The sequence below is a fragment of the Clostridium sp. HCP1S3_C6 genome, assembly GCF_052066735.1.
Taxonomy (GTDB): domain Bacteria; phylum Bacillota; class Clostridia; order Clostridiales; family Clostridiaceae; genus Clostridium.
In genome coordinates this window covers 24,914-33,851 of the sequence record NZ_JBQHRN010000025.1, presented here as the reverse complement: position 1 = coordinate 33,851, position 8,938 = coordinate 24,914, and the positions used below count along the sequence as shown (strand labels likewise).

The window sequence follows — 8,938 nt, the reverse complement described above, 5'->3', positions numbered from 1 at the left end:
GGAGATTGGCTTTTAAGCGTAGCAAAAAAGCCACTTAATTATTAATTCTTAATTTCACAGCTAAATTTTTAGCCTAATTAAAACTTCAAGGCCTACACCAACTATATAAAATCTAATTATGCCAATGTTCTAGGCCAAAACACAATAATTCTTAATTATCTCCTGTGGAGATTGGCTTTTAAGCGTAGCAAAAAAGCCACTTAATTATTAATTATTAATTAAATATCAAGTTCCTCTCTAAGTCCTTTTGTAAATTCAAAAGCTTCACTTCTATTTTCATAAAGTCTTCTTACAATTGCACTTCCTACAATTACACCGTCGCAGTCATTTTTTACATTTTTAACAACTTCTCTTGATGATATACCAAAACCTAAACATATTGGAATATCTGTATATGATTTTACTGTTTCTAAATATTCATTTATATCACTACTAAAAGAAGATCTTTCGCCTGTAGTACCACATGAAGATACACAATAAACAAATCCCTTTGAATCAGCAATAATCTTTTTAATTCTATCTTTTGATGTAGGTGCAACTAATGGTATTAAATATATTCCATTTTTATCGCAGTCAGCTTTCAATTCTGCTCTTTCTTCAAGAGGAATATCTGGAACAATAAGCCCATCCACGCCAGCTTTCTCAGCGTCTTCTAAGAATTTTTCTGTACCATAACTAAACACTAAGTTATAGTATACCATTATTACTACTGGAATACTGCTATTTTCTCTTACCCTTTTTACTGTTTCAAATACATCTTTTACCTTTACTCCACCTTTTAAGGCTCTAATATAACTTTCCTGAATTACAGGACCATCTGCAAGAGGATCAGAGAAAGGGATTCCAATTTCTACAATATCTGCTCCTGATTTTTCAAGTTCTAAAATAGTTTCTACAGTTGCATCAATTGAAGGATCACCATTTGATATAAAAGGTATTAATGCTTTTTTATTTTCTTCTTTTAATTTATTAAAAACTTCATCAATTCTATTCATATTATTTATTCTCCTCTATATACTTTAATATTGCATCCATGTCCTTATCTCCTCTTCCTGAGATATTAACTATGATAATATCATCTTTTGAAAGTTCCTTTGCATATTTTCTAGCATATGCAACTGCATGAGCTGATTCTATAGCTGGTATAATACCTTCAGTTTTTGTTAAATATAAAAGTGCATCCATTGCTTCATCATCATTAACAGCTACATATTTAGCTCTTCCTGTTTCACAAAGATAAGCATGTTCTGGTCCTACTGAAGGATAATCAAGACCTGCTGAAATTGAATATGCTTCTTTTATTTGTCCATCATCATCTTTTAATACATAACTCATCATTCCATGAAGTACACCAAGAGATTTATCTTGAAGGGCTGCTGCATGCATTCCTGTTTCTATTCCTTTTCCTGCTCCTTCAACACCTATAAGCTTAACTGAAGGAATATCAATAAATGGTGCAAAAATACCTATAGCATTACTTCCTCCTCCTACTGGAGCAATAATTGCTGTTGGAAGTTTTCCTTCTTTTTCTTCTATTTGTGCAAGAGCTTCATCTCCTATTATTCTTTGAAACTTTTTAACCATTACTGGATATGGATGTGGTCCTGCTGCAGTTCCCATTACATAATATGTGTCACTAACATTTGTAACCCAGTATCTTATTACTTCATTTACTGCATCTTTAAGGGTTCTATTACCAGTTTTAACTGGAACTACTTCTGTACCTAAAAGTTCCATTTTCTTAACATTTAGAGCTTGTCTTTTTATGTCCTCTTCTCCCATAAATACCTTACATTCCATATTAAATTTTGCAGCTATTGTAGCAGTTGCAACTCCATGTTGTCCTGCTCCTGTTTCTGCAACTATCTTTTTCTTTCCCATCCTTTTTGCAAGTAAAACTTGACCTAATGCATTATTAATCTTATGAGCACCTGTATGATTTAAATCTTCTCTTTTTAAATAAACTTTAACTCCAAGTTCATTACTCATATTTTCTGCAAAATCTAAAGAACTTGGTCTGCCACAATACTCTTTTAAATAATATCTATATTCATTCATAAATTCTTTATCATTTATAGCCTTTTCGTATTCTTCTTCAAGTTCATTAAGTGCATTCATTAATGTTTCTGGAACATATTGTCCTCCAAATTTATCAAATCTTCCTTTCATTGTTTTACCTCACTTTACTTATTATTCTATGAATTTTGTCTTTATCTTTTATTCTTATGCCTCTTTCATCTATTCTCTCAACACTAGAAGACATATCAACAGCAATAGGTTTAAATATATCTATTGCCTTCAATACATTATCTTCATTTATACCACCTGCAATAATAATATTTTTATTAATATTAAATTTATCTAAATGATTCCAATTAAATGTTTTACCACTTCCTGGATCACTACCATCTAAAATTATAGTATCTACAGGACACTCTTCTATAGCTTTTATATCATCTTTTGATTTTATAGAAAAGGCTTTCCAAATAGTACAATTAGATTTTTCCTTTAACTTATTAATAAAATCATTATCCTCATTACCATGAAGCTGAATAATATCAATATCAATTTCTTTTAAAACATTTAATATTTCATTAAAGGTATTATTTCTAAATACCCCAACTGTTTTTATATTTTTATCTAAATTTTTTATAAGTTCTTTTGCTAAAAATGTATCTATCTTTCTTTTACTTTCAGCAAATACAAAACCTACAAAATCAGGTTTTTCTTCATTTACAATTTTGATTTCCTCTGGCTTTGTAATACCACATATTTTTACTAACATTACTTTTCACCTTTAAAGCTTTTATATTCACTAATAAAATCTTTATTATTTATATTTCTCATAAACATTTCACCAACTAAAACTGCATCAGCTCCTAATTCCTTTGCATTTTTTAGGTCTTCTATTGAATGCATTCCACTTTCTGAAACTATAACTTTATCCTTTGGTATAAGACTTATGATCTTCTTTGTTATTTCAAGGCTTGTAACAAAATTCTTTAAATTTCTATTATTTATTCCTATAATTTCTGCTCCTGCATCTAAAGCAATTTTTAATTCTTCTTCATTATGTACTTCTACAAGTACATCTAAATTAAATTTTTTACATTCATCATAAAATTCTTTTAATTTATCCTTAAGTTCAGCTACAATTAATAGTACTGCACTAGCTCCAAGTACCTTAGCTTCATATATTTGATAAAAATCTACAATAAAATCTTTTCTAATTATAGGTCTTATACTTGATGATTTTACTTTAATTAAATTCTTATCGCTTCCAAGGAAAAAATCTTCTTCTGTAAGAACTGAATAAGCATCAATATTTAATCCTTCATAATATTTTATTATTTTATCTAAATCAAAGTTTTCTACTATAACTCCCTTTGATGGTGATGCTTTTTTGTATTCGCCAATTACAGATAAACCATCTTTCTTTAAAGCCTTTTTAAATTTGTTTTTAATATAATTTCTGTCTTCTTTTTCTTTAAGAGTTATTATTTCTGCCTTAGCCTTAATATCCTCTAAAGAAATTTTTTTCTTATGCTCTTCAATTCTTATTTTTTTCTTTGCTACTATATCATCAAGTATCACTTTTTCACACCTCAACTTTATAATATATTAATTGTTTGCAAGCTCTTCATACTTTTTATAAGCCTTTCCACTGTCTATTAAATCTTCTGTCATTTTAATTCCATCTTCTATTGTGTCTACAATTTTTCCTGCAAAAAGTGCTGCTGCTGCATTTAACACTACTATATCACGCTTTGGTCCTTTTTCTCCCTTTAATATATTTATTGTAATTTTTGCATTTTCCTCTGGATCTCCACCTTCAATATCTTTAGGATCTGCATAATTTATTCCATATTTCTTAGGATCTAAAATATATTTATTCATTTTTCCATCTTTAACTTCACATACAACTGATGTTGTTGTAGTAGTTAATTCATCAAGTCCATCATTACCATGAACAACCATAGCACGATCAAGTCCAAGACCTATTAAAACTTGCGCTACTGTATCTATTAAACTTGCATCATATACTCCCATAAGTTGTCCTGTAAGTGGTGCAGGATTTAAAAGAGGGGCAAGCATATTAAATATTGTTCTTACTCCAAGTTCTATTCTTTCTTTTCCAACATTTTTCATGCCACCATTATAAGTTGGTGCAAGTAAAAAGGCCATTCCTTTTTCTTCTATAATTTTTTCACTTTCTTCTTTTGAATAATCAGTTCTTATATTTAATGCTTTTAAAACATCAAGACTTCCACTTTTACTTGATACTGCACGATTTCCATGCTTTGCAACCTTAACTCCACCAGCTGCTATAACAATTGCTACTGTAGTAGATATATTAAAAGTTTTTCCTCCATCTCCACCAGTACCGCAGCAATCTATTAAATGCTCATTATTTTTTATATCTATTTTTAATGTGTGGCTTCTAAGAGCCTTTGCAGCCCCAAGTAACTCTTCTGGAGTTTCACCTTTTTCTTTAAGTCCTATTAAAAATCCACCTTTTTGTGCTGATGTTGTTTCTCCACTCATAATTTCATTCATTACATCTGCCATTTCATTTTCAGTTAAATTTTGTTTTTCTATTACCTTTTTTATAGCTTCCTTAATATTCATTGCATATTCCCTCCACAAAATTTCTTAAAATTCTTTTTCCTTTTGGTGTAAATACAGACTCTGGATGAAACTGTATTCCATATATTTTCTTTGTTTTATGCTTTATTGCCATAATAATATGCTTATCAGTAGTTTCTGCTATTACTTCAAGTTCTTTTGGAAGTGAACATCTTTCTACAATTAATGAATGATATCTCATAACATCAATTTTTCTTGGTATCCCTTCAAAAATATCATTTCCTTTAACTTCAACCTGTGAACTTTTACCATGGTAAATTTCATCAGCTCTTATAACTTTACCTCCATAAGCTTCAGCTATTGATTGATGTCCCAAGCAAATACCTAGCACTGGGATGCTTTCGCCAAAATGTTTTGCTACTTCTATGGAAATTCCAGCATCCTCTGGTCTTCCTGGCCCTGGTGAAATAACAATTCCTTTAGGATTTATTTTTTCTATTTCTTCTATTGTAACTTCATCATTTCTAACAACTTTTATATCTGCAAATTCACCCATATATTGATAAAGATTAAATGTAAATGAATCGTAATTATCTATTAATAAAATCATTTTAAAGCCTCCTTTAATGCACCTAATTTGCTTTGAGTTTCTTCAAATTCCTTTTCTGGTACTGAATCATAAACAATTCCAGCTCCTGCCTGAATATAAGCTGTTTTTCCTTTTAATACTATTGTTCTTATGGCAATACACATGTCCATTGCTCCATCAAATGAAAAATAACCAACAGTTCCTGAATAAATTCCACGTTTAACATCTTCTAATTCTTCTATTATTTCCATGGCTCTTATTTTTGGAGCACCTGATAATGTTCCTGCAGGAAGGCAAGAAGCTATTGCTGAAAATGCATCATTTTCCTTATTTAATTTTCCTACAACTTTACTTGTAATGTGCATTATATGTGAAAATTTTTCTATTTTCATAAAATCTTGAACTTCTACTGTTCCAATTTCACTTATTTTTCCTATATCATTTCTTCCAAGGTCTACAAGCATTACATGTTCTGCTCTTTCCTTAACATCATTTAATAAGTGATTTTCTAATTCCTTATCTTCCTTATCATCTTTTCCTCTTCTTATAGATCCTGCAATTGGATTTGTACTTGCTAATCCGTCTTTAACAGATACTAAACTTTCTGGTGAAGATCCTATTATTTGATATGATTCATAATCTATAAAATACATATATGGTGATGGATTTTTTTCTCTAAGTCTTCTATATATTTCAAAAGGACTTTCTTTAGTTTCACAATACATTCTAAGAGATGGTACTACTTGGAATATATCTCCTGCTTTTATATATTCCTTAGCTTTTTTTACATTTTCAATGTACTTTTCTCTATTGGTAACAAACTTAAATTCAACATCATCATTTTTTCTTTCTTCCTGAAATGAATAGCTAGTGCTAGTTAAAAGTGACATGAAATATTCTTTTTGTTTTTCTATTATTTCTTCATAATCTCTTTTATCATTTTTATCTATGTTTTCTACTACATATACTCTATGAGTAAAATGATCATAAGCTATATACTTTTTATAAAAATTGAATCTTACTATTGGAAGATCTAGAGGATCATCATTTTTAAAATTCAATTTTTTTTCATAAAATGTTACTGTATCATAACCCATATAACCAATTGCTCCACCTTTAAATGGAAATGGATTTTCTTCAGCATCAAATTCTATTTCTATTTCTTTCTTAACTTCATTAACCTCATTTATTGTATTTCCGACTACTTCTTTATATGGATTTTCTCCTAAGAAAGAATATCTTCCAAATCTATTTTCCTTACTTCCGCTCTCTAAAATAAATTGTCCTTTTCCATTAAATCCTTTAAAAATTGTAATTGGTGTAATTTCATCACCTCTAAATTCACTCATAATAGAAAAAACCTTGCCTGATGATTTCTTTTCATTAAACTGCTCTTTTGTAATGTTAATCATATAATTAATCCTCCTTTTATTTACTCATATAATTTTCTCTATAAAAAGAGTCACTTCATCCTATAAATGGGACGAAGTGACTCGTGGTGCCACCCATATTTATCATACATAAAAGCATAACAAAATTTAAAAATAAAAAAAACACTTCACCTCTATGTAGGACGAAATGTATATCGCTATGCCACCTATCATGCACAAACTTTAAAAGGTACTTACAATACCCTGCTAATATAACGGTTAACTCCCGTGCACTTATACTAAAATTCCAAGTGCAGTCTCAAAGATCCATTCAATAAATGCTACATTGCTTGCTCTCACCAATTGCTAAACTCTCTGGAAATAAACACAATTTATCTACTTACTTCTTATCAAAGACTTTAATTTACTTTATGAATTTATGTTACCACTTGTTACATTAAGTGTCAATATTATATTATGATTTTTTTATTACTTTTCAAAAAATGACTCTAATATACAATTAGGGTCATTTTTTGATTGAAATTTTAAAGTTCAAATTTATCAACAATACTTTCTAAATCATTTGAGTATTTAATATTTTCTTTAACTGAATCATAAGCTTTATCTAATGATGTAACTATATTAGATGTTTTCTCCGCAATATCTTTAACTCCATTTGTAGAATTATTTATAGTTGTATTCATACCTGCAATTGCTTCTGATATTCTTCCTATTTCACTTGATAGCATATTTATAGAACTACTTATATCCTTTGCATTTTTTTCAAAAGTTTTTGCATCATCTCTATATTGATTTCCTACTGAAGAAAATTCCTCATAATCATTAAATACATTTTCTTTTAAAAAATTCATTGTTTGATTCATACAATCAGTCATATTCCTTACAGCCATGTGTACATCTTCAACAATTTCTGTAATTCTACCTACTGTTTCTGCTGATTGATTTGCAAGATTTGAAATTTCATCTGCAACTACTGCAAAGCCTTTTCCATATTCACCAGCCCTTGCTGCTTCAATAGATGCATTTAATGAAAGCATACTAGTTTGAGTAGTTATTGCCTTTATTGCACTAGCAAGCTCATTTATTTTATCAACAGATTTTGCTTCATTAATTGCTATCTCAGTTTTTTCATTAACTTCTTCACATAATTTTCTTGCAATTTTCTTCTTATTATCTATATTTTTATTAATATCATCTGCTCTAAAGAAAACTTCCCTTGAAGCTTTTAAACATTCTTCTGCTAATATGTTAATATCCTTAGTCTCTGCATCAATTGACAAAGCACTTTCACTAATGTTTGAAGTAGCTCTTGTAGTTTCTTCCATACCAGCTGCAAGTTCTTCTGTTACGGAAGAATTATTACTTGAATTTTCACTTATAATATTAGTTACATATTCTATATCTTCAGCACTTTTTGATATACTCTTTGATGTATTGTCTATTTGAGATACAATACTTCTTAGATTTTTCCTCATATTAACAAATGCTCTTCCTATTTCTCCTATTTCATCTCTTCTTGAAATTATATCATTAAAATTTTCTTTATCTTTTAAATCATATTCAGCTGTTTTTTCTGCTAATTTTTTCAATCTTTTTAATGGCTTAATTACCTTATTAATAATTAATTTACTTATTAATATTACCAATATTAATATTATAGTTTGTATTACAATCATTCTAATTATAAAAATTTTTATTGGCTTTAATATTTCAGACTCATTTGCTGTAACAATTAAAATGCACTTATCTTTAGGCGATATATAATAACCTGCATATTTTTTCACACCTCTAAAGTCATATTCAACTACCTTATTATCAGGTATGTTTCCATTTTTCAATTCTTCTACAACATTATGTACAACGTTATTTTCAACAGGTTTACCAATTTTATCTGTAGTAGGATGATAGATCATTGTACCATCACATGATACTAAATATGTATAACTTGATTGTAACCCTTGAATTTTTACATCACTTAATAACTCTCTTGCATCATCTTCTGACAATGTTCCATTTGAATCTATAGTAGCATCAACTAACATTCCATATGAAGTTATTAAATTTTCCATATTATTTTTTACTTGCAGCTTAATATTTTCTCTATAATTAGGTATTGTAACTAGTATACTAATTGCCACTACAATAATCACAAGCAAACCACTTAAATATTCAATAGTATTTCCTAATGATTTTCTCCCTCGTAATTTTATTTTTTTGTTTTTTATTTGTTCTTTCATAATATCACTACCTTTACAAGTATAAGCATTTTTATAATTATCGTCTTTTTCTATAATCTCTTGAATTTTCATTTCATAATTTGCATATTCTATTTGCTTATTATATTATAATATTGCTATACAAAAGATTTGGA

General features: G+C 28.7%; 8 protein-coding genes. All 8 read right to left on the bottom strand.

Going from position 1 to position 8,938, the window contains the following annotated elements; genetic code table 11:
- Positions 1-218 precede the first annotated feature (218 nt).
- Complete coding sequence (gene trpA, locus ACTNAO_RS09400; RefSeq protein WP_441028542.1) at positions 219-995, bottom strand: tryptophan synthase subunit alpha; 777 nt, start codon at positions 993-995, stop codon at positions 219-221.
- A 1-nt stretch (position 996) separates the two neighbouring features.
- The gene (trpB, locus tag ACTNAO_RS09395) at positions 997-2,169 is read right to left on the bottom strand and encodes a tryptophan synthase subunit beta (RefSeq protein ID WP_441028540.1); all 1,173 of its coding nucleotides are present in this window, start codon (positions 2,167-2,169) and stop codon (positions 997-999) included.
- Between the two features lie 4 nt (positions 2,170-2,173).
- Complete coding sequence (locus tag ACTNAO_RS09390) at positions 2,174-2,785, bottom strand: phosphoribosylanthranilate isomerase (RefSeq protein ID WP_441028538.1); 612 nt, start codon at positions 2,783-2,785, stop codon at positions 2,174-2,176.
- Positions 2,785-3,594: an indole-3-glycerol phosphate synthase TrpC gene (gene trpC / locus ACTNAO_RS09385; RefSeq protein WP_441028536.1), complete on the bottom strand. Its 810-nt coding sequence runs from the start codon at positions 3,592-3,594 to the stop codon at positions 2,785-2,787. The genes ACTNAO_RS09390 and trpC overlap by 1 nt, the downstream gene beginning before the upstream one ends.
- 27 nt (positions 3,595-3,621) lie before the next feature.
- Positions 3,622-4,629, bottom strand: coding sequence for an anthranilate phosphoribosyltransferase (trpD, locus tag ACTNAO_RS09380; protein WP_441028534.1), 1,008 nt, complete (start codon positions 4,627-4,629; stop codon positions 3,622-3,624).
- Positions 4,619-5,197, bottom strand: a complete 579-nt coding sequence (locus ACTNAO_RS09375; protein ID WP_441028532.1) for an anthranilate synthase component II — start codon at positions 5,195-5,197, stop codon at positions 4,619-4,621. Before ACTNAO_RS09375 ends, trpD begins: the two co-directional genes overlap by 11 nt.
- A complete protein-coding gene (gene trpE / locus ACTNAO_RS09370) occupies positions 5,194-6,588 on the bottom strand; it encodes an anthranilate synthase component I (RefSeq protein WP_441028530.1) in 1,395 nt (464 codons plus the stop codon). The genes ACTNAO_RS09375 and trpE overlap by 4 nt, the downstream gene beginning before the upstream one ends.
- 503 nt (positions 6,589-7,091) lie before the next feature.
- The gene (locus ACTNAO_RS09365) at positions 7,092-8,876 is read right to left on the bottom strand and encodes a methyl-accepting chemotaxis protein (protein ID WP_441028527.1); all 1,785 of its coding nucleotides are present in this window, start codon (positions 8,874-8,876) and stop codon (positions 7,092-7,094) included.
- Between the last annotated feature and the right edge of the window lie 62 nt (positions 8,877-8,938).